The following is a 26,272-nucleotide window of genomic DNA, read 5'->3' as shown; positions in this document are numbered from 1 at the left end:
TTATGGTTCGCAGTCAACTTAAGCGTATGCAAGGACTTAGCCTTGTTGAATTAGCAGTGAGTATGGCCGTTTTAAGCTTATTACTTGCAGCTATTTTACCTGTTATGACCTCTGGTATTGGTGCTGGAGGGAAAAGCGAAGACTCACCAACTTTATCAATTAGTGAGTCACGCTTACTGCTTGATGAAATCGATGGGGCAATTTTGGGGTTTTTACAAACTCACCATCGCTTACCCTGTCCTGATATTAATTTAGATGGCCGTGAAGATTGTACTGTACCGTCTGGGGTCACTGTAAATCCGACGGAGCACGGAGTCAGTGGCGATAACAAAGTGCATGTCGGTTATTTACCTGTCGCGGATTTGCAAATCGCACTAAATGCTGATGAAGAATGGCGTAGAGTGAGCATTGAATACGGCGTTTACAGACAGCAGCAAGACAGCAAAGATTTAGTCATCCAAGGCAATCATTATAGCCAAGTACCTGTAAACCACGAGCCCCTTTGTGAAGAGGGAAAAAGTGACTGCGCGGTGAAATATCATGAAGTGACTTCTGGAGGGAGCTTGCATGGCTCCTACTTAGGCAAAGACTTGGATGAAACAAGTGACTCTAAAGGGATGAAACTTGCTAAAGCTTATACAGAAAGTGTAAACAACCAAAATATATTGGATTTTTGCCATCAAATTACTTCATTAGCTCGAAACCGAGAGCTTTCGCTTTCTGGCGGACAGCGGTTATATGTAAAAGTATCTGACAGTGTATCTATTAATCCCGCATATGCGCTTTCGATATCTCGCTCTCAAAAAGTGCTTACAGGTAAAGGTTATTCAGAGCGCAGCCAGGCTAGCCCATTTGAGTTTTTTAGTAGTGCTAAAGAAGCATCTAATAAGTATGACGATATTAGCCTTATCAAAACGTTTGCCCAATTGAATAGGGAATTGACCTGTGGTAAACGCCTAAGTCAGGCTAACACATCGCTTTACAAAGGTATTGCGCATATTGCAAATGAAAATATGTATCAACTTCATATGGCGAATACGGAAATTTACTTGTTAAATACAGCGGAAGCAGTAGCAAGACTCGAATTGGAAGGGTATTTCTTACTGGTTAATCAAGCTTTAAATCTAGCCAACATTGGCGTCGCTGTAGCTGAGGGAGTTGCTTCAAAAGGAAGCGCAATACCGGCGGCAGCGGCTGCTGCACTTGCAACAGGAGATTATGCTTTAGGTGTTTGGTATATAGACACAAATGCACTAGAAAAGGCTGCTGCAAGAAGCACTTTAGAAAGTGCTGTAGCACACTATGAAGACCTGCGTGACAAGTCTAGGTACACCGGTAGTGTTATGAAAGAAGAGCTCAAAAAAGCGCGTGAAATTGAGAGTGCAGGGGGGATCAAGTGAAGTATCAAAAGGGCATCTCTTTGCTTGAGCTTGCAATATTGACAAGTTTACTTGCCGTAATTGCTGGTATTGGCTTCAGCGCATTTAATAAGCAACAAACTAGGGCTGATTATCTAGTCACTGAGCAGCAAATTAGTGACGCAGAAAATATTTTGCTTAATCATTTGCAAACCTATCGCCGCTTACCCTGTGCTGATCTTGACTCAGATGGTATCGAAGATTGCAATGGTGCTCGCTCACAATATGGAACGTTACCATACATTACATTGGGACTAGACGGTGTTATCTCAGACGCTTGGAATCAGCCTGTTAGATATGGTGTGTCAATGTCATTGTCAGAGCCACAACCTGCTATACCTGTCAATATGTATCGACTATGCGAACATATTCATACTGCGGCTACAAGTGATATGGCGGCAAATGCTTTTTTTCTTGTCAGTGGCGGCCTCAAAGAATACGACAGCAATAAAGCCAGTAATGATAGAACTTCGTTGGATGGGAATGTCGATACCGTAAATGAACAATATAGTGGCGCTACTGTCACGTTCGTTTATGACAAAAACAACGAATACCAATCGGCGGCAGGTACCAGAGTTAGTGACGATAAAGGGTTGTCTAAAACCTTTTTACCGCTACTTGGCGAGCTTAACTGCACTGGTTTATTACTTTCAGCTAATAGCATGGAAAACCAAATTCAAGCGTTTAATCTGCAAAAAGCAGCCTTTGACGCAACCAAGAGTTCGTTGGATGGAACTTTAAACGATATTCATAATGTTCGCGTTGAGTCTGGGGTAAATATTGCAGCGGCAGCGGCCCAAACGGCGAGTATGGCTGCTGGGGCATTGGATGGGGTTTCTGATGTTTTAGTTGGCGATCCATCAACCGCGTCAGCATTTGCAGCAAACGCTGCTGCAGTCGCTTCGACAGCCATTGCTATTGCTAATTCAATCGAAGCGCTGGTCAATGCAAAAAAAACCGAGAATAGAACAAAGAAGCAGCAAGAGCGGATAGTCGAATACCAGCGTGATCGCGCAAATATATGCAGCAAATTACACGACAATGTAGTAGCACAAAAAGGGAGCGCAATTGCATGCAAAAGCTAAATAAAGGTTTTAGCCTATTCCCGTTAATGGTCACTTTGTTAGCTATCACTGCTGGAGCTGTTGCTATCAGTGCAGTGACAAATAAACAAGATGAACTTGATGTAATTAAACAGCAGCAAGCAAACGCAACCAGGGTGACAGAAGCGCTCACCGGATTTATTGCGGTAGAAAAGCGCCTTAGTTGCCCTGATTCTGATTTTGATGGTGAAGAAGAGTGCACCGAGTCAACTGGTCAGAAGGTCAAATCTGGTGGCGTACCCTATTTAACACTAGGGTTGACAAAAGCCGACGTGGAAGGCTTGCACTACGTACCGTACCGAGGTAATGCTATTGACCTAACCGAAGCGACAGAAGTACGTAGTTTAGATATACCTACTAACTTACCGGTTAATATCGATTTCACTGACCGAGAGTTTAATGAGCCTACAGTTACATCACCGGAAAACGATGAGACCCTAAAACACAATCTTCATGTGCAATATCTGTTTGATAAATTCCGCGTCGATATTATTAGTAACACTGCAAAAAGCTATCCATTGCCTATGTTTCCTGATGGCATTCGCATATCTAATAGTATCAATGCTAATTACATTAATGCCTTAGCTAACCTGCGAAACCAATCTTTTTCGGCCGAGTCTGGAGATGAGTTGTTTAACTTTAGCTTTGGAAACGATAACTATAATAAAGTTGCAGAAATTGAAGCCATTTTACATGTAAAGCAAGATGCTTTTGAGTACACTAACCAATTGCGCACTTTAAGTGAAAAAATCACTCCAGATGCAACCGCTATTGTATCTAATATTGAGCCAACGATAGACTCTTTACAAGCATCTATCAGTAAGTTAGAACAACATAAGCTAGAGCTTAACTCTATTCTCTCTCGTTATAACCAATTGAAGCAATCTAATTCAGCTGTTGATGGTTTTTATCAAAGCATGAAGCTACCACAAAACTCAGACGGTAGCCCAAAACTATTCAATTTATATGAGTTTAGTGATCAAAGTGGCTTAAATGCCAATGATGTATCTACATTATCTGGTGCGGTACAAAGCTACGCGCTAAGCCTTGTTGAAAAATCTTCAAATTACATGCAAGAAGTTAACAGTATTTTCGGCACCTCCATCACAACGTTAAAAGATAAAACGCAAGGGTACTTTACGGGTGAGCTAAAAACTGATTCAGGTGAGCAGTCACAAGTTGGCTACTTTTCTCAGCTAAGTGAGGATGCGTTAAGCGAGAGTAATTCGGGAAGTAAAGGTGATCCAGACTTATATCGTCGCATTGCAGCACATTATGAGAAAGCTGGCGATTTGATGACTGGCTTGTATAGTGATCTTTATCAACGTGATGATAGCGTAATTGAGCAGTATACAAACGCATTTAAAATAGACACCGGCGCAGTGGATGATTTTAATGACACAGCGAAAAATCAAAAGCATATCTGCGAAGAAGTGGAAAGTAACTACCCAAGACCAAAGTTCAACTTTAGTGTCACACGATGTAAAGAGGAAAATGCCAAAGGGAAGCTGATGGCTTATCTCGAGGAAGTAAATAATACTGCGCAAAAAGATGATTCGCCTGATAATAGTAGAAACACGGATAGCTTTGTGTATAACCCATATAAAAATATGGGCGACTTTTGTTACAAACTTGCGCTGTTAGATTGGCTAGATGCAGGTAAGCCTAGCAACGCGTTTAGTAAATCAGTACCTAGCACTATTGCGACGAGTTTAACAACATCGGCACTTCGAACTAAGTTTGCAAAAATGCAAAGTAGCGCTTTTGTTTTGGTAAGGACAGGTAACAATCAACGTTTAGATAACAATAGTTCACTACAAAACAATAACGGCCTTTTCCTGCCAGAAAATACAGTAATGAGCAGCTCTTTTGATGATATTGCTCAACCGACTACAGCTAATAGCTTAAGTACTCAATTAGGCTGTCCGGCACTTCTTGAATCTTATCGCTCAATGGAGCTTTCCATAAAAATTGCTGAATTCATGCACAGTGATGCCTCCGGTGTGTTGGTTTCAGCGGAGCGAGCACAAGCTCAAGCAGTGGCTGACACGGTAATGGCTTCAGCGAAGCTAGCGTCGTCAACGGCCACGGCAGTTGCATCGGGTGTAAAAGCTGCTGGCTACTTCTCAACTTGTGCTGGCTCTTTGGGGTTTGCAGTTAGTTTCTGCATTGCAGGTGGTGTGCAAGTGGGCTCGACTATCGCGTACGGTGTTGCTGCAGCTGCTGACGGCGCATTAGTGGGGTTGGCTGCAAAACAGCTGAAAGAAGCAAACAGTGATGAAGCCGAAGCACGAAAGAGCTTAAATAATGCCACGAGCAACCTTGCTGATGCAGCTAGAGCTGGGGTGACACTTGACCAGCATGGCGGCCTAAAAGAATTAAACAATTAATCACCAATTTCAATTAAAACGACTTAACGAGAATTTTATGAAGTTAACTCATTCTGCTATAAAAATGACCATGATATCCGCTACGTTTGTGTTAGCAGGATGTACTGCCAATGCGCCACGTCATCAAGTCGACCTTAGCAAGTCTTATCATAAAGAGCAGCCTGAAGCACATGAGCTGATCGCAGAACAGTCTCGCAGCGCTTGGGAGCGTATGCAGAAGCTAAGAGCAAGCCTAGAAACACAAGCATTAGATGAAGCAACACAAAGCATAGTAGAAGTACCTGAGTTTAACCCACTCGATGAAGTTAAGGTTACTTTGTCGGTTGAGAATGCGGCACTGCACCAAGTGCTGAAAGTATTTGCAGGTCAAACTGGATTGAACTTATTGGTACATCCAAACCTACTCAACGCTGATTACTCAATTAGCATGGAGTTTAAAGACGTGAGTGCGTCTATGGTGTTTGATCAAATCATGCGTATCGCAGATGTTTCTGGCGCTATTGAAAACAATACTATCATCGTCAACCCGATGGAAGACGCGGTATTTAACTTAGCGTTTATGGAGTCTGACGTAGAAAGTACTTTTGCCACTGGCGGCGACGTGTTGGGTGGCAGCAGTAATGGCGGTCAAAATGGCGGTTCAAGTGGCTCTGGCAACAACCAGATCAAAGGTGAATTTTCAATTTCTGGCGTTGCAATGCCAAACTCAAACCCCTATGACGCCCTAGAGAACATGTTGCAAAAGCTCGTTGGTAGTAACAGCAGTGATATTCTTGCAGGTACGATTGCTGGAGCAAGCACCATGGCTGAAGTAGGCAAGCTATCTCGCCTTGGTAGTGCCGTGCGCAACGACCTTGCAATGTACTCACTCAATCGCACCACAGGTACGCTATTTGTCAGAGCAAAGCCGTCAGTGATGAAAACGGTTAAAACATTGGTGAATAACTATGAGCAAATTCATAGCGGTCAATTACTGATAGAAGCGCAGATCATTGAAGTGAACCTGAGTGATGACTTCCGCTGGGGCGTGGATTGGAGCATTTTACGTGATGATATTGCCAGTGCTTTCTCGGCAGGTACCCGCAGCGTATCAGAAGCGGTTGGCACGTTTGGTAACCTTTCTCAAGGTGCGCGTGGTATTACGTTAACGACACCACCTATGGGCGGCTCTGGTACTTCAGACTTTTCTTTCCACAAATCAACGGGCAGTACATTAGTTGCGATTGATATGATGCAAAAGTACGGCGATGTTGGCGTGCTATCTAACCCGACAATTCGTGCGAAGCATGGCCAGCCTGCGATCATCAGTGTCGGTACATCATCAACGTATATTTCAGACACGCGTATCACGACGAATGGCACGGGTACAGGGCTTTCGACTACTCAGGAAGTTCAAACACGCCAAGTATTTGATGGTTTAATGGTTGGTGTGGTGCCATTCATTGCAAAAAATGGTGATATCAACCTGTCTATCCACCCTGTACAAAGCAAAGTAAATCCGTTGAGCCTCGGTTTAGTAGAAGCGGGTGCTGATGTGAAAGTGACCCTGCCTGAGGTTGAATTAAAGTCGATGTCGACTCAGCTACAGGTGAAAAATGGTAACACTATCATTATGGGTGGTTTGATTGACCAATCAGACTTCCGTAACGAATCAGAAGTTCCAGTGCTAGGCAGCTTACCAGTACTTGGTAACTTGTTTAAGAAAAAGAGCAACGGCACAGGAGTTCGTGAGCTGGTGCTAGTACTAAAGGTTAACCTGATTTGAGTCTAATTTTTGATTCACTCAAAGCGCTGGAGTCAACGTCATCGTCGACGCCAGCAGCTTTGTCCTCAACGACCAACACTCGCTTTACCAAAGCGCTAGTGCCTGTTTGCGTAGTAGGGGCACTAGGCGCGGCGTATATGCTTTGGGATTGGCAGAGTACCAGTTTGGTGCCTGCTGCCACTACAGCAGATACCAAGGTGAGGGAAGGCACGCAACGGTCAAGGGAGTATGGTGCTAAAGCTGACCCCTTGATAGTGGTGCAGCCGAGTGATGCGAATGCAGTAACAACAGATGACGCGCAAGTGCTGCCGTTGCAAATTGAATCGCCTTCGAGTGCGCCTGTGTTGGAGTCTCAAAAAACGGAACAAAGCGTAGAGCAAGTTGCTGTGCTTGCTGAGCCAAAAACGCCACATCTAACGATGAGCACGGTTGACACCGACGTGTCAGATATTGATGTGCAGCAACCTCAAAATGCCAATGCTAGAGCACAAACAGAGGTGGTCGAGACGCCTATTTTAGTGAAGCCTGAGGTGAAAATTGATTTAAATGTCAAGGCTCAAGCAAAACAGTCACTCGCTCAGCGTTTTGGTGACATTCGCCGTGCCATGCAATTACAAGATTGGGAAAAACTAAGCATACTACTGCAAGAGTATGATGCTGATTTATCAGCAACGAGCCCATTTATCACCAAAGCGTGGGCATATATGTATATGCAGCAGGCAAATTATCAGCAGGCGATTAGCTATTGGAAAAAAGCGATTTATTTAGTGCCAACAGATGAACAGTCAAGAATGAATCTTGCTGTTTGCCAGATGCAGCTCAAGTCGTATGACGAGGCTCGAGCCCTGCTAGAACAAGGGTTCAAGGAAATAATCTTGCAAAACCGTGCGCGCGATTTATTGTCGCGTTTGCGTTATCTACAGTCTCTTCAAGTATCATCATGACACGATTGCAGTTTCCCATACCAGCGATGGATCATCATATAGAACGCCTCGGGATGACACATCATCCGTTTCCGGCGGTACCCGATGGTAACCATTACTACATGCACGATACTCTGCAAGCATTACTGCATGAAGTCTTGTTTACGCTCAATCAGCGACGTGGTTTTGTGGTGATCACAGGTGAAGTGGGATTGGGTAAGTCGACCTTTAGTCGAGTGTTACTCCAAGAGCTTGCCACTTTGCAAGCGGCAACGGCGCTGGTGCTCAATAGTGTGGTGCAAGAAACTGCTTTACTTGAGCAAATCATCGTGGATTTTGGTTTAACGCCATGCTCAAAAGAGATGCCGGAGCTACTACAGCAGCTCAATCACTTTTTACTATTAAATAAAAAGAATGCCGTGACTTCTGTCGTTGTGATTGACGATGCACAAAATCTGTCAGCCGCGAGCCTAGAGTTGATCCGGTTGCTAACCAGCTTCGAAACCAGTTCCGAAAAATTACTGCAAATAGTGCTGTTGGGACAACCAGAGTTACAAGACACGCTGAATACTAAGTCGATGCGACAACTTAAAAGTCGTATCGCGTTATCTCGTCAGTTTTTGCCGTTATCAAAGGCTCAAATGGCGCAATATATTAAATATAAAACCCAAGCCTCAGGGTATGATGCGCTGCAAGTATCTCGCTTAGCTTTGACCTTGATATACCGAGCAACCCGTGGGGTGCCGAGATTAGTAAACCTATTAATGGATAGAGTACTGATTGTGTTGGCGGCTAAGCAAACGTCTGTGGTCAGTCGCGATATTATTCGACTTGCGATTGTCGATGTTGGTGAAGCGTTTTTTTATTATCGCAGCAGCCAAAAAAAGATAATCTTTGGCTGTATTTACACCACAATGATGGTTTCAGCTGCCTTTTTGGCGAGCAAGTTTGCTGTGGTTGATAAGGTCAAAGGCCACTACGATGATTGGCTGCAAAGTAGTGCGGAGCAACCAATCACGTCAAGAGAAACACAAAGCGAAGCGCCTTCAGACTCCACCAACACAACAGTAAGCGAGCTTGAGCAGGTTTCCCTATCGATTAACAAGCCTGAGGTGAAACCAGCGCCGCAGGTGAGCATGGTCACTGATGCTGCGCCAGCTGTCATTGATAATACTCCCACCACTGAGGGCAATAGCACCACTACCACGCCTGAGAAAGTGTTAGCTGAGCGTGCGTTACATGAACTCACGCAGCGTTTACTACCGGAACAGGAAGCATTATCACTGTGGCAGTTTTACGCAAAAGAGGACGTGTTGGCAGCGCTGGCTGCGCAAAATAACACCATTATCATCAATTGGTTGCAACGTAGCGGCAACTTACAGGTGGTGTCATTTCCTCTACATGCCGTTTCTGAGCAAGGGCAAGCAGTGTGCTTTGCCATTAAACATGAGTGTATTTTTACCTGGTCAGGTTTATCGTCGCTACAAGGGGAGTTGAGCAACATGCAAATGGCGCTAGCAAACGCAGGTTTGTACGGTGGAGACATTGACGGCATGTTGGGCGTACAAACACTTGGGGCGATTAAGAAGTTACAGTTTGTATTGGGGCTACCAGCCACAGCCAGTTTAGATCAAGCAACCTTGTTTGCACTTTATCATATTCAATTTTTTAGAATTTAGAGATTTTTCATGACACAAGAAATGAAGACCCTAGCGGAATTATTACTCAGTGCAGGGGCTATTAAACAGGATGAACTCGATTTTGCGCTGCAAGAGCAGGTGATCACTGGCGAAAAGTTAAGTGAAGTACTAGAGCGTAATGGCTTTGTAAGTCAGCGTGCGCTGGCTCAACAACTGGCAACATTACTAAAGCTACCTTATATTGACCTAGCTCACTATATTCCTGAACCTGAAGCATTAAAAAAGTTTAATTTTAACTTATGTAAAGGTAGCCAGTTCATTCCATTAAAATGTGATGAGCGCACCCTAACGATTGCAACGAGTAATGAGAACATAGACGGTCTACGGGCGCTTGTGTACAAATATTGCCAGTTACATTTAGACATCCACCTTGCAGAAAAGGGGGTGATCCAAAAGCTGTTACATAACCACTATTTTTACCTTAATAACCCAGTAGAAAAGATTCTCCAAGACGAAATCGACCACCTTATTGCCGATAAAGAGTCTGTGCGCACGCTAGACACGTTGCTAACTAACATTCTACGTTTTGCGGTTAAAAAGCGGGCGACGGATATTCATATCCGACCAATGGAAAAAAGCATTAGTGTGGCATTTCGTGTTGACGGGGTAATGCGCTCAGCATTTGCATTACCTAAAGAGCTCAGCCGCTTAACCTCAACGATAAAAATGCGTGCATCAATGGATATTGCTGAGCAGCGTTTACCGCAAGATGGCAGCTTTGAAGTTGTGGTGAATGGCTTGAGTTATGATATTCGTGTATCGACGCTTGGGTGTCCTTACGGAGAAAACTTAGTGGCGCGTATTTTACCAAGAGAGGTGGAACTGCGTAGTTTGTCACAACTGGGCTTTTTACCTGAGCACCTTGGGTTGATTGAAAGTATGTTTAACAAGCCTTCTGGAATTATCTTACTTACCGGTCCAACCGGCTCGGGTAAAACCACTACGCTGCATGCTGGCTTGAGCAGTTTAGATATGCTCAAGAAAAATATTGTCACGGTTGAAGATCCGATAGAGTACCGTTTACCACTGGCTAGACAAACTCAAGTCAATGAAAAAGCCGGGTATGGCTTTGCTGATGCAATTAGGCACTTCCTCCGCCATGATCCAGATGTCATTTTAGTCGGTGAGATCCGTGATAATGAGACCGCGCATACCGCTGTGACCGCGGCTGAAACCGGTCACTTGGTATTATCAACATTACACACCAATGACGTGATGGGAGTAATCCCAAGATTACGTTCACTTGATGTGAGTAACCACATGATTGCTGACTCTCTCGTCGGCGTGGTATCTCAGCGTTTGGTGAGAAAAAACTGCCGCCACTGTAGCGAAGAAGTCCAAAGCACAGCAGAAGAAATGCAGTACTTGGGTCTGGATAAGCCCGTGGTACTGACAAAAGGTGTCGGATGTGAGGCATGTGGCCATACTGGTTTCTTGGGACGTGTGCCTGTCTATGAAATTATGTCAGTAGACAAATCGCTATGTCACCTCATTGAGTTAAATAAGCCAGTGTCAGAGCTATATGCACATGCAAAAGCGGGTAACTACGTGTCTATGCACAGTGTTGCTACTAGCTTAGTGTTAAATGGTACGACGACGGTTGATGAGCTGCAAAACTTAGTTGCTAAAGAAGTGGAGTACAACTAATGGCGTTATTTAAATATAAAGTCATTGACCGGGATGGCCAAGCAATGAAAGGGGTGGCTGAGCTGCCTTTTGATAATCCAATTTCTGCCCATGAATATTACGAACGAAAGGGCTGTGCCGTTATTGCATTAGAGCCGGTAAACGCAGTATGGCAACCTTTTTATGCGCTATCAAACTGGTCGACAAAGCGCAAAATTAAAAAGTCGGAAATTGCAGACTTTTTGCGAAACATCGCGGTTATGCTTAAAGCAGGTATTCCTATTATTAGTGCACTTCAAGATGCTGCTGAATACGCCGAAAACCCGGCGCTTAGAACTATTGCGGATGAATTAAGAATGGCATTAGAGTCTGGCAACAGTTTGTCATCCGCAATGGAAAAGCAAGGCGAAGTATTTCCTGACTCAGTGCTATATCTGTGCCGTATTGGTGAAGAGACTGGCTTACTCGACCAAACATTGCTAAATGCGGCGGAACATATTAACCGCATTGGTCGTATTAATGTGGATGTGAAAAAAGCACTGATCTATCCAGTTGTGGTGTTATTCGCAACTTTACTGGCCTGTGTGTTTTGGATGTATTACACCGTCCCATCTATGACAGAGCTATATCAGCAAATGCAAGTTGAGCTGCCTACCATTACGCTGATGGTGATGAATATCTCGGATTCACTACGCCATGATACGCTTTATTACATCGCGGTAATTGTCGCAGTGTTTTTGTTGATCTCGGTGGCTTATAAAAAACATCGAGGGTTTAAATATTGGGTTTCAAAGCTCGCACTTAAAATCCCCGTTGTGGGTAAATTGATCCGTTATTCAAATATGGCCTTTGTGTTTGAATACTTTTCGCTGTTGGTGCGCTCAGGAGTGGATATCTACAAATCTCTTGGAGTAATTGCCGCGGCGGTACCCAACGAAGTTTATAAAGAAAATATAAAACTGATTCAACAAGGGGTCGCCAAAGGTAATAGCTTGTCGGATGAGTTTAAACGAACTAAGTCGTACCCTAACTTTATCATCAGGATGCTGATGACAGGTGAGCGCAGCGGTAAGCTTGAAGATCAAGCGCGGTTTATCTCTGATGAATATACAACTCGTGTTAATGACACCATAGATAAACTAAAAACCTTAGTTGAACCGGTGGCAATTTTTTTGGTGGGAGGGTTTATGATATTCATTATCGGCGCGCTATTCCTGCCAATTTATAACCTAATCGGCAATATCGGTAATTTCTGAGTTTAGTACTATGAATTTATTAAAGTTTAAAACTGTGGTTGCAGCGTCATTTGTGGCCCTTTCAGGGGTAGCGCAAGCGGAAGTGGAGCTAGTATTCAAGTCCGGTCTTGGGCAGCAAAGCTTCAAGATTAAAGGCCATACCATGCGTATGGATAACGCAGCACAGTATCAGCTATTTGATGCCTTGAAAAACAAACTATATGTCGTTACACCAACGTCAAAAAGCTACATGGAAATGAGCAATAACATGTTTGGTGATTTGTCTGCTTTGTTGACAAAGCAAGAGGCTGAATTAAAAAAATTACAAAGCCAAGAGGGGTTAGAGAATGTAGCTCATCTTGAAACGGCAAAAAGTGCGCTGCGCATGGCTGAGCAACAAATCAAACAGCTTAAGAGCAATGGCAATAACCAATTAAAAAAGCTAAACCAGCGTGCACGGATTAATGGTATCAGTTGTGAGCTTTATGAGTTTAGCGTGGCCATGCTACAGCAACAGGTATGCTTTGCTGACATCGCCGATATTGGCTTATCAGCTCAACATGCCGCTGTGTTTAATCGCTATCAACAGTATGTTGGCAGCCTCTCTGGTTATACCATGCCAACGCTTGAGAATAAGATCAGTATTGATGTTTCACCTTTGGGTAGTCAACCCGGGCAGCAATCATCGTCACAGTTTGTGCGGGTGAAAGAAGTGAAATTTCCAGCTAAGCAATTTAGTATCGATCCAAGCTATAAAAATATGATGGATATCCCTGCTTTGTCACGGAAGTAAACCGTACAATTGAAATTTATTTTAAGCGAATTATTATTAAGGGCACCGTGGTTTTTAGCAAGGTAACTGTGTGCCCTACTCAGATTTATTTAAACGTGATACAACGCAAGAGGCGTTAGTCAAGTGGCAAAAAACAGTCGACTTGTTAGCGAAAATACTCTCAGCGCCTGCAGCTTTTGTGGTACAAAAAAAACAAGACGGGTTTACCGTCATGATTTCCAGTGCTCAAGCGCAAAACCCTTACCCTGCTGGTGGCTTTATTCCCCAAGAAACCAATATATTTTGTAAGCATGTCTTAGCTAACAATCGCAATCTTTACGAGCAACACGCCAGCTGCAATGCCAAATGGGATGATAATCCGGAAGTCGCCGAAGATGGCTTTGAATCTTATTTAGGCGTGCCCATTCACTGGCCGAATGGTAAGTCATTCGGCACTTTATGTGTAATGGACTTTAAGCCAACCAATTACGCTCCATCAATGATTGAATTTGTTGAGCACTTGCGCGATATGCTCGAAGATGACCTCGTCATGATTGAGCGTTACAGCAAAATCAAAGCGATTGCGATGCAAGACCCTTTAACCGAAGTGTTAAATCGTCGAGCGACAGAGCTGCTTGGTGAACATAAACGTGACATCGCATTTAAGCTTGGCGCGTCGTTATACTGTATTTTTTTAGATTTGGATGGATTCAAACCCATCAACGACAGTTATGGTCATGAAGTTGGCGACCAAGTATTGCAATGCTTAGGTAAAGCGCTGAAGGAAATAAGCGGTGAAGATGACATCATTGGGCGCTATGGTGGCGATGAATTTATTGCTATGGTGCAACGGGTCAATGAAGATGACGTCCAAGACTTTATTTATCAAAGCGAAGCTGCATTTTACCAAGCATTAAAGGCACAGCAGTTACCCAAGTGTGGCTTTTCGGCGGGATTTGCCAAGTGCGACAGTAAATTTGAAAGCATGGCGAGCTTGTTCTCACGTGCCGACAAGCAAATGTATCAACAAAAGCCACGCTAGTGCACAGTGGCTTGGGTTGAGATGATGGATTTTTACTGTGAAAATTATGGTCATCAAGTTGTTAAAATGGCCAAGATCAGAGAGAATATAGCAATCTTTGTTCGAATTTAGCGTGGCCGAGTTTTGGTTCGGTTACCAATGCCATAAGTAGAATTTCAATGTCAAATATGAGTATTTTGCAGGAAGTGTCGCGCAGACGCACTTTCGCGATCATTTCACACCCTGATGCGGGTAAAACCACCATTACCGAAAAAGTACTTTTATTCGGAAAGGCGTTACAAAAAGCAGGTACAGTTAAAGGCCGAGGTTCAAACCAACACGCCAAGTCTGACTGGATGGAAATGGAAAAAGAACGTGGTATCTCGGTAACCACTTCCGTGATGCAGTTTCCGTATAATGATGCCTTAGTCAATCTATTGGATACTCCAGGGCACGAAGACTTCTCGGAAGATACGTATCGTACGTTAACTGCGGTTGACTCATGTTTGATGGTGATCGATGCGGCAAAAGGTGTAGAGGATCGTACTCGTAAATTAATGGAAGTTACGCGTTTACGTGACACGCCAATTGTTACCTTTATGAACAAGTTGGACCGTGATATTCGTGACCCGATGGAGCTACTTGATGAAGTAGAAACCGAGCTGAACATCATGTGTGCGCCAGTTACTTGGCCAATTGGCTGTGGTAAAGAGTTTAAAGGTGTATATCACATTCATCGTGATGAAACGATTTTGTACCAAACTGGTCAAGGACATACAATTCAAGACAAGCGTATCATCAAGGGGCTTGATAACAGCGAACTTGATGCGGCTGTAGGTGAAAGCCTCGCAGAGCAGCTGCGAGAAGAGCTTGAGTTGGTCATGGGGGCTTCACACGAGTTTGACCAAGAACTGTTTTTAACCGGCGAACTCACTCCAGTGTTCTTTGGTACGGCACTGGGTAACTTTGGTGTTGACCACATGCTTGATGGCTTAACCGAGTGGGCACCTACGCCACTGCCGCGTCAAACAGATGAACGTGAAGTAAAAGCGGACGAAGAAAAGTTCTCTGGTTTCGTGTTTAAGATCCAAGCAAATATGGATCCAAAACACCGTGACCGCATTGCCTTTATGCGAATTGTGTCGGGTAAATATACTCAAGGCATGAAAATGAATCATGTGCGTATTGGCAAACAAATCAGTATTGCAGATGCGGTAACCTTTATGGCGGGTGATCGTGAGCGTGCCCAAGAAGCCTTCGCGGGTGATATTATCGGTCTACATAACCATGGCACAATTCAAATCGGTGATACCTTTACACAAGGGGAAGCGCTTAAATTTAGTGGTATTCCAAACTTTGCACCGGAGTTATTCCGCCGTATTCGCCTAAAAGATCCATTAAAGCAAAAACAGCTACTCAAAGGTTTAGTGCAGCTTTCTGAAGAGGGTGCTGTACAGGTGTTTAGACCGCTTATCAACAACGACTTGATTGTTGGCGCGGTTGGTGTGCTGCAGTTTGACGTGGTTGTAGCGCGTTTGAAGTCTGAGTATAACGTTGATGCGATTTACGAGAGCGTAACAGTACAAACAGCACGCTGGGTAAGCTGTGATGATGAGAAGAAAATGGCTGAGTTCCGTCGTAAGTGTGAACAAAACTTAGCATTAGATGGTGGTGACAACCTCACGTACATCGCTCCAAGTCGCGTGAATCTGAATTTATCTATGGAGCGTTACCCTGACGTGAAGTTCCATGAAACTCGTGAACACTAATCGCTGCGCATTAAAGGAAAACAAATGAACATTAAAAGTATTTTGATTGAAAAGGCCAATGCAGCGATGCAAGCGGCTGGTATCCCTGAAGGTACAAACCCTGCGGTAACACAAAGCACGCGTCCACAGTTTGGTGATTACCAAATTAACGGTGCAATGGGAGCTGCAAAAGCATTAAAAACCAACCCACGAGAACTGGCGCAAAAAATAATCGATAACTTAGACGTTACAGATCTTGCGGATAAAACAGAAATAGCAGGCCCAGGTTTTATTAATATTCACCTCAAACCTGAGTTTTTAGCTACAAGCCTTGAAGCGGCAAATACGGATGCCAAGCTAGGGGTTGCAGAGCATGCGACACCTGACAAAGTCGTTGTGGACTTTTCTTCGCCAAACCTGGCCAAAGAGATGCACGTTGGTCACCTGCGCTCAACTATTATTGGTGATGCCGTTGTACGCGCCCTTGAGTTCCGTGGTGATACCGTTATTCGCCAAAACCACATGGGCGACTGGGGTACCCAGTTCGGTATGCTAATCGCGCACTTAGAAGATTTGTTAAACCAAGGCGTTGATCTAGAAAATGTCGCACTTGCCGATTTAGAAAGCTTCTATCGTGATGCTAAAAAGCGTTTTGATGACGAAGCAGGTTTTGCCGATAAAGCCCGTGATTATGTAGTCAAACTACAAAGTGGTGATGCACATTGTAAAAAGCTATGGCAAATGTTTATCGACACGTCTGTTAAGCACTCAGAAGAAGTATACGGCAAGTTAAATGTTACGCTAACGCGTGATGACATCATGGCGGAAAGTGCCTACAACGACCGTCTTGCAGGCGTTATTACGCTACTAAAAGAGAAAGGCATTGCAGTAGAAGATCAGGGCGCTCAAGTCGTATTCCTTGATGAACTAGCAAATAAAGACGGTGAACCTTCTGTATTTATCGTGCAAAAATCAGGTGGTGGCTTCTTATATTCAACCACTGATCTTGCCGCCTGTGATTACCGCTCAAATGAGCTAGATGTTGACCGCATCCTAATTTTTGTTGATGCGCGTCAAGGGTTACACTTTAACCAAGTTGAGATCACTGCACGTAAAGCTGGGCTGCTTAAAGATAAAACCAGTTATGAGCCAAGCTTGTTCGGTACTATGATGGGTAACGATGGTAAACCATTTAAAACCCGTACCGGTGGCACCGTTAAGCTATCGGATTTACTCGATGAAGCGGTAAGCCGAGCAACTGAAAAGCTTGCTGACAGAGCCTCTGATTTATCAGATGAAGCTCGCCAAGAAATCGCTCGTAAGGTAGGGATCGGTGCGGTGAAATATGCTGACTTATCAAAGCATAGAACCAGCGATTATATCTTTAACTGGGATACAATGCTGAGCTTTGAAGGGGCAACAGCGCCATACTTACAGTATGCTTACACTCGCGTTCGCAGTATCTTTCGCAAAGCAAATGTCGATAGCACAAGTCTAACTGGTCGCATCCAAATTCAAGAGCCGCAGGAAAAGGCACTTGCGCTGAAACTATTGCAGCTTGAAGAAGTGCTTGATCTGATGATCAGCGAAGCGACTCCACACGTACTATGTAGCTACTTATATGAGCTTGCCAGCTTGTATATGACATTCTATGAAGCGTGCCCAATTTTGAAAGAGGACGTGGCAGCAGAAGTACGCGAAAGCCGTCTGTTGCTTTGCAATCTAGTAGCTAATTCACTGAAAACAGGTCTAGACCTGCTAGGTATTGAAGTGATGGAGCAAATGTAAGTTCGTTTTAACTTGCATTAAGGTATACTAGAAGCCGCTTTATAGCGGCTTTTTTATACCAATTAGCTTCTTAATGATAAGCAAAAGTAGGTGAAATCGGTATTATTAAGGAAATTGTGATGAAACTTGAAGATATTCGTAGAGAGTACACCAAAGATGGTTTGCGTCGTGAGATGCTAAAGGACACGCCAGTTGCGCAATTTGAACTGTGGCTTGAGCAGGCAATTGAAGCTAAATTTGCAGATCCCACGGCAATGGTAGTTGCAACTGTAGATGAAGATGGACAGCCATCTCAGCGCATAGTACTACTCAAACATGTTGATGAAAATGGCTTTGTCTTTTTTACTAATACCGGCTCAAGAAAGGCGCAAGAGCTAAAACAAAACAACAAGATCTGTTTGCATTTCCCATGGCATGAGATTGAGCGTCAGGTAATTGTTTATGGGGAAGCACAACCATTGCCAACTAGCCGTGTTGCCAAGTATTTTTTGTCACGGCCTAAAGAAAGCCAGCTTGCTGCATGGGCGTCTCAACAATCACGCCCGGTATCATCGCGTCGAGCATTAATGCAAACTTTTAGTAGCATGAAAGACAAGTTTGCTAAAGGCGAAATACCACTTCCTGATTTTTGGGGCGGTTATTGTGTTGTGCCCACCAAAATTGAGTTTTGGCAAGGGGGAGAACACCGCCTTCATGACCGTTTTATGTATGTGAAACAAGCTGATGGCAGCTGGGAAATTGAGCGACTTAACCCATAAACTTGCTTTTATAGATAGCCACTGCCACCTTGATTTTAATGAGTTGGCAGCGGGCTTAGCCACGCATATAAAAGCCGCCCAAAGCGCGGGGGTTGAACGTTTTATAGTACCAGGTGTTACGCTTACTCAGTCGCAACGACTGCTTGAATTTAAAACTGATCACCCGGAATGCGCGATTGCAGCAGGTTTACATCCTTATTTTATCGACAAACACCACGATAGTGATATGGCAAATCTTGCCCAGTACGCCAAGCTTAACCGTGCACAGCTGTGTGCCATTGGAGAGTGTGGCATAGACGCGACTTGTGAAGCGCTAGCGCAGCAAGTTTCGCTCTTTGAAGCGCATGTTAGGCTGAGTAATTTGCTTGAGTTGCCACTTATTGTCCACCACCGTAAGAGTCATCATCTGATAGCCGCAGTGTTTAAGCGCATTAAGCCAAAATTTGGTGGGGTGATCCATGCTTTCTCAGGCTCAAAACAACAAGCTGAATATTATATCAGTCAGGATTTTAAGCTTGGAGTTGGAGGGACTATCACGTATCCAAGGGGTGAAAAAACAGCACAGATCATCTCACAATTGCCACTTGAAAGCTTAGTACTCGAAACCGATGCTCCATCCATGCCGCTGAATGGGTATCAAGGAAAGGTTAATACGCCCAAGCGCGTAGTTGAAGTATTTGAAAAGCTCTGTGAATACCGCCCTGAAACACCAAATTTGTTGGGTGCAATGCTTTATCAAAATACCAAACAGTTATTTGGTATAAGTTGACAATACTGGCATAAACCAAGGTTGATGCTGTGATGCTGTAAATACCCATTACGATAGGCATTCACAGCAAACGTACTCTTTGTGACGATATAAAACATCCTAAGCAAGAGGTAAAAGCGCCGTTGTTGACTACAACTTTTACGCTACGCATCAAACCGTGATGGTTACGTTAATTGCTGGTTGATGATATTAATCATCTCCTCGCCATATTGATGGATAAAAAAGTGTCCACCGTCAAAATATTTGTAGGTACAAGGCTGAGCGGTGAGCGCTTGCCAAGCCAAAATATGTTCATCTAAAATCTCATCTTCCACACCGTGAAATACGTGAATAGGAGTTGGAAGTGCATGTTGCTCGGCAACATAGGTATCGGCAATCTTGAAATCCGCTCGCAGAAGTGGAATTAGCAATTCCATCAACTCAGCATTGTCTAGTACCTCTTTCGGTGTGCCATTTAAATCGCGTAACTTTGCGATAAAGGCATCATGAGGAAGGTCATGTAAATATTTTTTATTTGATGTGCAATGCGGTGCTCGGCTGGCAGAGGCAAAGATTTTACTAGGTAAAGGAAGCCCCAAAGTGTGTAGCTCGCAAGCGAGAGCGTAAGAAATACGACTACCCAGACTGTGACCAAAAAACGCGTAGGGCTTACTGGTAATAAAGTCTTTATACAGTAATAGCTCCTCTATTACTTCAGGCATATTATCGATTGCAGGCTCCATGAGTCTTGCCCCTCTACCTGGTAATTGCACAAAGACCAGCTCTATATGGGGATTAGCCCGTTCAATCCACGGGGTAAAAATCGTGGAAGAGCCTCCCGCATAAGGAAAGCAAAATAGCCTTAGAGTGGCATTCGGGTTTGGTTTTGGAATGATAAAAAGTTTATTGTTCATATCCTTTGTCTTTGGAATTTATATAAATTACCATTGATATTATCAAGTTATTTACAATGGTAATAGTGTAAGTCTGACTCAATGACGATTTGGTGACCCAAGTGTTTTTACTTTCTTGCGAATTTTGCGTTTGACTTCCCAACCTTTTAACCCTCTACCAATTTGCCACGTAAATACCATAGTGATAACTAGCATGAGTAATACCACTCTGCCTAGCTCGTGAAAGTGAGCATGGCTTTGTGACATCGCGGCTTCGGTTAGATATACCATGTTAACAAAGCCCAATGGCTGGCCTGTTGGGGTATAAACTGGTTCAGAAATAATACTTTTTGTTTTACTTAAACCAGGGAGTGTTTGAGGCAATTGCTGGTACTGCGTGGGTGCTGTGTTGCCGTCATTACCAACAACAAAGCGTCCTTGATAATCGTAAATAGAAACTTGTAAGACAAAGTCATCACCAGCTAAATGGTTAGCGAGCGCACTTAATCTTGGGTAATCATTACGTGAAAGTGGTAAGGCAGCATTTTTTGCTAGTTGCTTGGTCAAGCTGCGCGCTGTGAGGTCAGCGCCATTGTGCAATAACCGATGCGATTCAAAGCTGGTGTTAAAAGCAAGCCAAGTAACCATAACCAAGCAGATAGCGGCGATACACAAACGCAACAGTCTGCGTCCTCGAGATGAATTTAGGGCTTCTAGGACATGTAAATTTTTCATATTTATCAAATATTACCTGCTTTTACCGAGCATAGATACTGACAGCTAAGCGCAATCGTGTTAAAAATCGCCTTAACGCTATCAAGGAGCAACTTATGCCGTCAATCATTCAATTAGGCGATATTGAGCTAAAAACACCTATTCGCACAATGATGTCGCTGGGGCAGTGGTATCATTATCAAAATAACACAAGTCTCTCGCAAGTAAATCCGCCGTTTGCTAGTACTTGGCAAACACTTTGTTTTTTTGGTGAAGAGATAGCTAGTGAGCACTTGATAAAATTAGCTAAGTTTATTGCTGAGTTTACCGCGCAGCCTATTTATGTGTGTGCCTATCAACCACATGAATCGCTGCCTGTGGCGCTGGCCTTTAGCATTGATACCCCACATTTGCCTACTAAGGCACAGGTTAGGGCTGTGGCTGATGCCTTGCATCTACAAGGTGCAATTGTGAGCCAAGCACCAACACTTGAGCGCCCAGGGTTGTTGGTGATGGATATGGACTCAACCGCAATTCAAATCGAATGTATTGATGAGATTGCAAGATTGGCTGACAGGTTTGATGAAGTGGCAACTATCACAGCGCAGGCCATGGCGGGGAGCCTTTCGTTTGCACAAAGCCTACATCGTCGTGTCGCCTCCCTTGAGGGTGTGAAGCTATCGCAGATCCAAGCGTTAAAGGAAAACCTCCCATTGATGCCTGGTATTGCAGTGCTGTGTCAATCATTAAAACAGCATGGCTGGTCTTTAGCCATTGCCTCCGGTGGTTTTACTTGGTTTGCAGAAGCGCTAATCACACCGTTACAGCTAGACGCTGTTTTTGCTAATACCTTAGAAGTGGCTAACGAGCAGCTAACTGGCAAAGTGTTAGGAGAGATAGTGGATGCCGATAAAAAGGCGAAAGTGCTTGAGCAGTTAGCAAGCCAGTTAAGTATACCTATGGTGCAAACAGTCGCTATTGGTGATGGCGCAAATGATCTGGTGATGATGGCAAAAGCACAGCTCGGTGTAGCCATTCACGGCAAGCCAAAAGTGGTTGAACAGGCTGACGCCGCTATTTGTGAAGGCTCACTGCTACAGCTGTTATATTTGCTTGGGGTGCCGAATTAATATACGATTTGTAACGTAATAAAGAGTAATGCTTTATTTGTTGATTTTTTGTTTCTATTTGTTGGTGTTTTATAGGGTTGCTCAATAAAAGTTGAAATATAAAAACTATGTGGCGATTCAGTCTCTCAATTTTTAATTACAATATTTCGGTAGGGATGTAACAGCTTTGTTTTTCTTTAAAAATAGCATAACAGGAGATGACCTTCGTGCACTTAGAAGTCGCAAGGGGGTTTCTAAGCAAAAGATGGCGGATAAAATCGGCGTGTCTCTAAAAACAATCGAAAATTGGGAAAATGGAGTAGGCCAACCAAGAATTGATCAATTCTTACAAATATGTGTTTACTGCTCCATCGATATCAAAGGTTTGATGTGTCAAATTAGGGAATGTGATACTGAGCAAGATACAAATAGAACCGATAACATTTCTTCTAAAAAGTAGAGTTACTTTTCTTAACGAACATCACTCTAGAGTGATGCTTCAATCTTGAATGTATAATCCGAATTTATTGTAACAGCCAGATGTTTTATATTTCTGAATTTGTTGACTAAATCACTTTAAAAATAACATTTAAGGCTTTGCTCCTGAAAATATGAAGCTGCTACTTGCACTGCATTTTACACTTCTAAGTGTCTTGTATTTAGATCATCCTTTCTTAGATCGTATGGGGGTGATTACAGCGCTTGTAGTGATTATGATTTGGTATCGAGAAAACGTGAATGCCATACATATTTGTGCGATCCAATTAACTATTATAACGCTCGAGTATTCAGTATTTCACTTCAATGTTTTTGGCTTAAATGCAGATGCTTTGCACCTATGGAAAAATACTCGTATCTATACCATTCATCTTATTACCGATATGGTTAACTTTATCGTGTTAGCATATCGTCCTGTGATTTCAAGGGCAGTCCAAAGAGTACGAAATAAGCCCTGTGGGAAAGTGCATTTTACTATCTCCGACATGTCATTAATGACAGTATGTTTATTGTTTATTGTGGCTGATTTACTGGCGATGTTTGAAAACTTTATTCGCAATCTTGATTACCTTGGTTTTGATGAGGAGTTCGCAAAGCAGTTTTGGGAATGGAATTGGGTATTTTATAACTACCCGACAATTAAAAGTATCATTGCTGGAATTGAATTGTGGGCTATCCTATCGATTACTACACATGCTAAAAAGCCAAAACCTTAGACCAAGTAAATTGGTTGAAATCGACCAGTATACAAAGCAAGCGCGCTACCAGCGGCCAATTTGTATTTGTCTGGGGAGGCTGCGCCATTGTTCAAATTGAGACTCAATATGCGCATTGTGGCTACGAAAGAGTGTTTCAATATTTTGCGCTGGTACAATATTGCAAGGATTACTACCTTCTTGAAGCAAGTATTCAAACAAAGCGCTACTGTTATTCTCAATCATAAATCCAGTGAATAGATAGGTGTTGGCGTAAAGGGTTGTATTTTGCAGCGTTTGCCATTGGTCTTCGCTGTTGAACAAAGTGCTGATATCAAGTTTTGTATAGTGTGTGCGCAGCAGGCCTTGTTGCGTTAGCCAGTCCTCAGTTGAGTTGTAGATCGTAAATCGACCCGTCTCATTTATTCTAAGGTGCTCAAAATACTCCGCTATGCCTTCTGTTACCCACCTAGGTGTTAAGCCAAAATAATAAAATACCAGCGCATGCACTGACTCATGCAGTAATGTTCTTAAGGTTTGTTCATCGCTACCACCACCATTAACAAACCCTTGGTTTTGAAACAAAAAATACATCCCAGCAGTACCACTAGGCTCGACATTACGGGCAAGAAGTAACTCGTTATACTCATCATCGTTGGCTGCAATATACATATTTAGCTGGATAGGACTGAGCGCTTTTTTTTGTGCCGATTGATTGATAAAGTGCTGAAATAGCAGGTAGACCACTTGGAGTACTTGCTGTGCTTGGGCACGGGCTTGTGGATTAAGCTTTTTACCTGTTAGCTGTAATTGCAGCTGTTGGTTGTTTTGGGACTGCGCGTTTAACGAAAACACTTTATTTTTTAAAGTTGCGCAAGTTGGCGTTGTCATGCCGCTAAACATATTAACCACATCACTGTGGCCTGTCAGGTGTTCCAGTACTTGCTCTGGCTTTTTCGTGGGTACTCTTTGAGTAACTCGTTGAGTAACTGGTTGAGTGTTTAGCTGCGGTTTGTATGTCGGTACATGAGAGGGGTCTATTACAGCACGAAGTTTATTGGTTTGGCTCTCCAATTGTTCGCCAAGCTCTTGTAATAAAGACTTGGGCGAGTCTTTCGATGCGCTAGGGTAAATTAGTACCAGCAAAAAGAATAGGAATATAATAAGTAGCAGTGCAACCAGTCCTCGCCAAATCAAAGTCGTTTCCTTTGTAATATCCCCAAAAGCGCTTTTGTTATACTGTTCCTTGGTTGTCTTGGCAACCGCTAATTAATACCAATTTGACTTAATACTTGCTCAATTTGAATGAGTAAATCTGACGCTAACCGCTTTAAAGATTTCTTATTTAGAACAACTAAATAGCAAAATTTTTGCCTTGCCTACAAGATGTAGATACCTCGGCGTGAGTAGGACGCGGAGCGGTGTCATCGACAAGATTTTCTCGCCTCAAAATAGACCACTTAATTAAGAAAATTGGTATAAACGGTTCTTTTTTCTCAATAATGTACCCATAACAAAAATTGTCGCCTATACTCTTTCTAAAAATAAATAGGCGTGCAGATGAAAGCAGTTTGGTTGATAGTGATACTGGTTTGTATCAGTTGCAATGCGAGAGCGCTTGAAGCTCATGTAAACATTACTACTGGACAGTGGCCGCCTTATTTAGATCAGGCACAACAAGACCAAGGATGTGTGGCCAAGGTAATAAGAGACGCATTTGCACTTTCAAATATCAAAGTGCGGTTTTTATTCATGCCTTGGGAGCGAGCATATCAAGAAGGGATGAAAGCTTCCTATATTGGCAGTGCTTATTGGTATTACAGTGAGCAACGTAGCCGAGACTATCACTACACTGAGTATCCACTGACAGAAGAAACCGCGCGATTTTATCACCATAAAACACTTGATTTTCAGTTTACTAGTTACGCCGATCTAAAGCCGCATAAGCTGTTACTAAACCGGGGTTTAACTTATCCTAAAGCTTTATTAGACGCTATTGATACGCATGCAATAAAAACATCCTATGCGACTTATACAAGTAAGAATATTGCACTTATTTTAAGAGAGCGCGCCGATATTATGATCATGGATGAAAAGTCAGCTAAGGCTTATCTAAAGGAGCTTCCTGTTGACGATGCAAAGTTATTGGTCGCCCAACCCGAGCCAGCTTTTGTGCAGCATGGGTATTTACTTATCAACAAACACCATAGTGAATATTTGGCACCATACAACAGGGGATTAAAGACTTTGTTAAGTGATATGGACTATGTGGCGCGTTTTAAAGCGCATTGTGAACGTGCGCTTGAATCATGACTGTCTTCTATAAGCTATCCTCATTAAATCTTTATCTGGTCTGACCATTTAAATCACCTTTTAAATTTTTGTGATTCTTGGTTAAAGTTTATGCACTTTAACTGTTGTTTTTACACTCAGCTTATTATTGAGTTGAGCTGAATTTTGACAGTTGTCATGGATTTTGATAACGTATTGTGCAAATTTGGTATGACCAATTTACCTATGAAGTTAATTCTTACCAAATTGATTAAAATAAGTCAGCGAGCTGGCTAGGTCACATCATAAAAAATTGGCGTTATTTCAATGTCTTTAAAGATTAAAGCAGCAAAACTATCGGACGTAATACTAGAACAGCTTGAGAATATGATCCTCGAGGGCTCGTTATTACCGGGTGAAAAGTTGCCGCCTGAGCGTGAGCTAGCTAAGCAATTTGAAGTGTCGCGTCCATCACTACGTGAGGCTATCCAGAAATTGGAAGCAAAGGGGCTTGTAACCCGTCGTCAAGGTGGTGGTACGTATGTTAAGAATCAGCTCGAAGAGGGGCTAACTGATCCATTATTCGACTTGATCAGTAAACACCCTGAATCTCAGTTCGATTTACTTGAGTTCCGTCATGCACTAGAGGGCATTGCAGCCTACTATGCGGCGCTCAGGGGCACAGAGAATGACTTTGCAAAGGTACAACAAAGCTTTGACAACATAGCACAGATAGGTGATGACCTGATGCAAAAGGCAAGGGCAATTAATGCTTTTCACTTTGCCGTTGCAGAAGCGTCGCACAACGTCGTCCTGCTTCATCTTGTAAAAGGGATGCAGTCATTGCTTGAGCAAAACGTGCTGCAAAACTTAACTGTCTTGGTGCAAAAATCAGATGTCAGTGAGCAGCTCGGTGAGCACAGAAAGTTGTTATTAGATGCGGTGATCAATGGTAACCCTGAACAAGCAAGACTTGCTAGTAACGCCCACTTAGCCTTTATCGAAGAAGCGTTATTAGAAGCCGGTAAAGAGCGCTCGCGAATAGAGCGCTCACTGCGTAGAACTAAGCAGCAGTAATCGGGCTTGATTCAGTAAGA

22 protein-coding genes are annotated in these 26,272 nt (G+C 43.2%); 19 read left to right on the top strand and 3 right to left on the bottom strand.

Annotation, left to right across the window (positions count from 1 at the left end):
- The first annotated feature begins 2 nt into the window (after positions 1-2).
- The 14 genes from EAG18_RS00705 to EAG18_RS00640 all read left to right on the top strand — a co-directional run bounded on the left by EAG18_RS00705 (position 3) and on the right by EAG18_RS00640 (position 19,016).
- Positions 3-1,400, top strand: a complete 1,398-nt coding sequence (locus EAG18_RS00705) for a prepilin-type N-terminal cleavage/methylation domain-containing protein (RefSeq protein ID WP_125250501.1) — start codon at positions 3-5, stop codon at positions 1,398-1,400.
- Positions 1,397-2,503 (top strand): type II secretion system protein, encoded by a 1,107-nt coding sequence (locus EAG18_RS00700; RefSeq protein WP_125250500.1) that lies wholly within the window; start codon positions 1,397-1,399, stop codon positions 2,501-2,503. The genes EAG18_RS00705 and EAG18_RS00700 overlap by 4 nt, the downstream gene beginning before the upstream one ends.
- A complete protein-coding gene (locus EAG18_RS00695; protein ID WP_125250499.1) occupies positions 2,491-4,911 on the top strand; it encodes a hypothetical protein in 2,421 nt (806 codons plus the stop codon). The genes EAG18_RS00700 and EAG18_RS00695 overlap by 13 nt, the downstream gene beginning before the upstream one ends.
- A 37-nt stretch (positions 4,912-4,948) precedes the next feature.
- The gene (gene mshL, locus EAG18_RS00690) at positions 4,949-6,676 is read left to right on the top strand and encodes a pilus (MSHA type) biogenesis protein MshL (RefSeq protein WP_125250498.1); all 1,728 of its coding nucleotides are present in this window, start codon (positions 4,949-4,951) and stop codon (positions 6,674-6,676) included.
- Positions 6,673-7,620, top strand: a complete 948-nt coding sequence (locus EAG18_RS00685; protein WP_125250497.1) for a tetratricopeptide repeat protein — start codon at positions 6,673-6,675, stop codon at positions 7,618-7,620. Before mshL ends, EAG18_RS00685 begins: the two co-directional genes overlap by 4 nt.
- A complete protein-coding gene (locus tag EAG18_RS00680; protein WP_125250496.1) occupies positions 7,617-9,278 on the top strand; it encodes an ExeA family protein in 1,662 nt (553 codons plus the stop codon). The genes EAG18_RS00685 and EAG18_RS00680 overlap by 4 nt, the downstream gene beginning before the upstream one ends.
- Before the next feature lie 9 nt (positions 9,279-9,287).
- Complete coding sequence (locus EAG18_RS00675) at positions 9,288-10,946, top strand: GspE/PulE family protein (RefSeq protein WP_125250495.1); 1,659 nt, start codon at positions 9,288-9,290, stop codon at positions 10,944-10,946.
- Positions 10,946-12,181 carry a type II secretion system F family protein gene (locus EAG18_RS00670; RefSeq protein ID WP_125250494.1) on the top strand — a complete coding sequence of 412 codons (1,236 nt, stop codon included), beginning with the start codon at positions 10,946-10,948 and terminating at the stop codon, positions 12,179-12,181. Before EAG18_RS00675 ends, EAG18_RS00670 begins: the two co-directional genes overlap by 1 nt.
- Positions 12,182-12,191: 10 nt before the next feature.
- Positions 12,192-12,953 carry a hypothetical protein gene (locus tag EAG18_RS00665; RefSeq protein ID WP_125250493.1) on the top strand — a complete coding sequence of 254 codons (762 nt, stop codon included), beginning with the start codon at positions 12,192-12,194 and terminating at the stop codon, positions 12,951-12,953.
- 70 nt (positions 12,954-13,023) lie between these two features.
- Entirely contained in the window at positions 13,024-13,974 is a 951-nt protein-coding gene (locus EAG18_RS00660) for a sensor domain-containing diguanylate cyclase (protein WP_125250492.1), read from the top strand.
- Positions 13,975-14,132: 158 nt separating this feature from the next.
- Complete coding sequence (gene prfC / locus EAG18_RS00655; protein ID WP_125250491.1) at positions 14,133-15,722, top strand: peptide chain release factor 3; 1,590 nt, start codon at positions 14,133-14,135, stop codon at positions 15,720-15,722.
- Between the two features lie 24 nt (positions 15,723-15,746).
- Positions 15,747-17,489, top strand: a complete 1,743-nt coding sequence (gene argS, locus EAG18_RS00650; protein ID WP_125250490.1) for an arginine--tRNA ligase — start codon at positions 15,747-15,749, stop codon at positions 17,487-17,489.
- Between the two features lie 119 nt (positions 17,490-17,608).
- The gene (pdxH, locus tag EAG18_RS00645) at positions 17,609-18,247 is read left to right on the top strand and encodes a pyridoxamine 5'-phosphate oxidase (RefSeq protein WP_125250489.1); all 639 of its coding nucleotides are present in this window, start codon (positions 17,609-17,611) and stop codon (positions 18,245-18,247) included.
- Complete coding sequence (locus tag EAG18_RS00640) at positions 18,213-19,016, top strand: TatD family hydrolase (RefSeq protein ID WP_125250488.1); 804 nt, start codon at positions 18,213-18,215, stop codon at positions 19,014-19,016. The genes pdxH and EAG18_RS00640 overlap by 35 nt, the downstream gene beginning before the upstream one ends.
- 164 nt (positions 19,017-19,180) lie before the next feature.
- Here EAG18_RS00640 and EAG18_RS00635 read toward each other — a convergent pair whose 3' ends face one another.
- Together EAG18_RS00635 and EAG18_RS00630 are read right to left on the bottom strand one after the other, a co-directional pair.
- Positions 19,181-19,909, bottom strand: a complete 729-nt coding sequence (locus EAG18_RS00635) for an alpha/beta fold hydrolase (RefSeq protein WP_125250487.1) — start codon at positions 19,907-19,909, stop codon at positions 19,181-19,183.
- Between the two features lie 78 nt (positions 19,910-19,987).
- The gene (locus EAG18_RS00630; protein ID WP_125250486.1) at positions 19,988-20,623 is read right to left on the bottom strand and encodes an AhpA/YtjB family protein; all 636 of its coding nucleotides are present in this window, start codon (positions 20,621-20,623) and stop codon (positions 19,988-19,990) included.
- Between the two features lie 95 nt (positions 20,624-20,718).
- Here EAG18_RS00630 and serB point away from each other — a divergent pair, with 95 nt between their 5' ends.
- The 3 genes from serB (at position 20,719) to EAG18_RS00615 (ending at position 22,925) form a co-directional block, all read left to right on the top strand.
- Entirely contained in the window at positions 20,719-21,732 is a 1,014-nt protein-coding gene (serB, locus tag EAG18_RS00625; protein WP_125250485.1) for a phosphoserine phosphatase SerB, read from the top strand.
- Between the two features lie 166 nt (positions 21,733-21,898).
- Positions 21,899-22,171: a helix-turn-helix transcriptional regulator gene (locus EAG18_RS00620; protein WP_125250484.1), complete on the top strand. Its 273-nt coding sequence runs from the start codon at positions 21,899-21,901 to the stop codon at positions 22,169-22,171.
- Positions 22,172-22,322: 151 nt separating this feature from the next.
- Positions 22,323-22,925, top strand: a complete 603-nt coding sequence (locus tag EAG18_RS00615; RefSeq protein ID WP_125250483.1) for a hypothetical protein — start codon at positions 22,323-22,325, stop codon at positions 22,923-22,925.
- Positions 22,926-22,970: 45 nt separating this feature from the next.
- Here the strand turns inward: EAG18_RS00615 and EAG18_RS00610 are convergent, their stop codons facing one another.
- A complete protein-coding gene (locus EAG18_RS00610) occupies positions 22,971-24,101 on the bottom strand; it encodes a DUF1570 domain-containing protein (RefSeq protein WP_125250482.1) in 1,131 nt (376 codons plus the stop codon).
- A 363-nt stretch (positions 24,102-24,464) separates the two neighbouring features.
- On the opposite strand from EAG18_RS00610, the gene EAG18_RS00605 reads away from it, so the two are divergent.
- Positions 24,465-25,217 (top strand): transporter substrate-binding domain-containing protein, encoded by a 753-nt coding sequence (locus tag EAG18_RS00605; protein ID WP_125250481.1) that lies wholly within the window; start codon positions 24,465-24,467, stop codon positions 25,215-25,217.
- Between the two features lie 285 nt (positions 25,218-25,502).
- On the top strand, positions 25,503-26,252 hold the full coding sequence (gene pdhR, locus EAG18_RS00600; RefSeq protein ID WP_125250480.1) for a pyruvate dehydrogenase complex transcriptional repressor PdhR: 750 nt from the start codon (positions 25,503-25,505) through the stop codon (positions 26,250-26,252).
- Positions 26,253-26,272: the final 20 nt, after the last annotated feature.

Source organism: Pseudoalteromonas sp. J010, assembly GCF_003934235.1.
In the GTDB taxonomy this organism is placed as follows: domain Bacteria; phylum Pseudomonadota; class Gammaproteobacteria; order Enterobacterales; family Alteromonadaceae; genus Pseudoalteromonas; species Pseudoalteromonas peptidolytica.
The sequence above is the reverse complement of the archived record's forward strand: the minus strand, read 5'-3'. Positions and strand labels throughout refer to the sequence as shown.

Coding starts and splice junctions, on each gene's coding strand:
- EAG18_RS00705 (WP_125250501.1), top strand. CDS start 3: ATGGTTCGCAGTCAACTTAAGCGTATGCAAGGACTTAGCCTTGTTGAA.
- EAG18_RS00695 (WP_125250499.1), top strand. CDS start 2,491: ATGCAAAAGCTAAATAAAGGTTTTAGCCTATTCCCGTTAATGGTCACT.
- mshL (WP_125250498.1), top strand. CDS start 4,949: ATGAAGTTAACTCATTCTGCTATAAAAATGACCATGATATCCGCTACG.
- EAG18_RS00680 (WP_125250496.1), top strand. CDS start 7,617: ATGACACGATTGCAGTTTCCCATACCAGCGATGGATCATCATATAGAA.
- EAG18_RS00675 (WP_125250495.1), top strand. CDS start 9,288: ATGACACAAGAAATGAAGACCCTAGCGGAATTATTACTCAGTGCAGGG.
- EAG18_RS00670 (WP_125250494.1), top strand. CDS start 10,946: ATGGCGTTATTTAAATATAAAGTCATTGACCGGGATGGCCAAGCAATG.
- EAG18_RS00665 (WP_125250493.1), top strand. CDS start 12,192: ATGAATTTATTAAAGTTTAAAACTGTGGTTGCAGCGTCATTTGTGGCC.
- prfC (WP_125250491.1), top strand. CDS start 14,133: ATGTCAAATATGAGTATTTTGCAGGAAGTGTCGCGCAGACGCACTTTC.
- argS (WP_125250490.1), top strand. CDS start 15,747: ATGAACATTAAAAGTATTTTGATTGAAAAGGCCAATGCAGCGATGCAA.
- pdxH (WP_125250489.1), top strand. CDS start 17,609: ATGAAACTTGAAGATATTCGTAGAGAGTACACCAAAGATGGTTTGCGT.
- EAG18_RS00640 (WP_125250488.1), top strand. CDS start 18,213: ATGGCAGCTGGGAAATTGAGCGACTTAACCCATAAACTTGCTTTTATA.
- EAG18_RS00635 (WP_125250487.1), bottom strand. CDS start 19,909: ATGAACAATAAACTTTTTATCATTCCAAAACCAAACCCGAATGCCACT.
- EAG18_RS00630 (WP_125250486.1), bottom strand. CDS start 20,623: ATGAAAAATTTACATGTCCTAGAAGCCCTAAATTCATCTCGAGGACGC.
- serB (WP_125250485.1), top strand. CDS start 20,719: ATGCCGTCAATCATTCAATTAGGCGATATTGAGCTAAAAACACCTATT.
- EAG18_RS00615 (WP_125250483.1), top strand. CDS start 22,323: ATGAAGCTGCTACTTGCACTGCATTTTACACTTCTAAGTGTCTTGTAT.
- EAG18_RS00605 (WP_125250481.1), top strand. CDS start 24,465: ATGAAAGCAGTTTGGTTGATAGTGATACTGGTTTGTATCAGTTGCAAT.
- pdhR (WP_125250480.1), top strand. CDS start 25,503: ATGTCTTTAAAGATTAAAGCAGCAAAACTATCGGACGTAATACTAGAA.